This window comes from Alcanivorax sp. HI0083, assembly GCF_001635175.1.
In genome coordinates this window covers 1-801 of sequence record NZ_LWFX01000854.1, presented here as the reverse complement: position 1 = coordinate 801, position 801 = coordinate 1, and the positions used below count along the sequence as shown (strand labels likewise).

Here is an 801-nt window from a genome sequence, read left to right as displayed (position 1 = left end):
TCTGGGTAATATCCGACACCCAGACACGGTTGGCCTTCCCAACCGAGAACTGGCGATTCAGCAGATTGGGCAACACCGGTAGAGACGACTTGGCCTTGCGGTAGCCGGGCTTGGGTGCCGTACGCGAACGGTAGCCCGCCGCCTGCAGCAACCGCTGAACCTGATTTTTCCCACAGCAAACCCCCGCATCCTGGGCATGCAGCCAGAGCTTACGGTAACCCGGTATGCTTTGCTGACGACGAGCCTCTTTCAGAAGGAAGGCCAAGAGGGCGTCATCGCGCCTCTGTTTTGGCCCCGGACAACGCTGACGCTCCCGCCAACGGTAATAGCCTGCTCGTGAGACATCGAGTACTGCGCACATCACCGATACCGGCCAGGCTTGGCTACGGCAGGCATCGATGAAGGCAAATCTTATTTGCCGTGCTTGGCGAAGTACTCGTCCGCCTTTTTTAGGATTTCATTCTCCAGCTCGGCTCGCTTGAGCTGCTTTTTCAGGCGAGAAATCTCTCCTTCCAGGTCTTTGAGGCTTTTATCGGGTCCCGTGTTCTGGACGGATTTAGCGGACGGTTTCTTGGTCACAATCCATTCTCTTCGCCAGCGGCTTAACAACTTTGGGTGTATGCCTAGCTTGCCAGCTAGTGCGGACTGTGTCTGCGTGGTGGATAGCGAGGCCTGCACGGCCTCGCGTTTGAAATCATCGCTGAAGTAGCGCTTGGCTTTGTATTTCATGACACCTTCTCTCCAAATGAAGGTGTCTACTTTTTCCGGGGCATTCCACCCCGTTAGCTGTCAACTATCAAC

Annotated in this window: 1 protein-coding gene and 1 pseudogene; both read right to left on the bottom strand. The window is 55.6% G+C overall.

Translation table 11 applies throughout. The features are described from left to right. A pseudogene (locus A3754_RS08170) lies at positions 1-265 on the bottom strand (IS3 family transposase); the annotation flags it as partial. Between the two features lie 146 nt (positions 266-411). Continuing rightward, positions 412-729, bottom strand: a complete 318-nt coding sequence (locus A3754_RS08165; protein WP_063519024.1) for an IS3 family transposase — start codon at positions 727-729, stop codon at positions 412-414. Positions 730-801 lie beyond the last annotated feature (72 nt).

Excerpts from the sequence above, each read along its gene's own strand:
- A3754_RS08165 (WP_063519024.1), bottom strand. The coding sequence starts at position 729 with ATGAAATACAAAGCCAAGCGCTACTTCAGCGATGATTTCAAACGCGAG.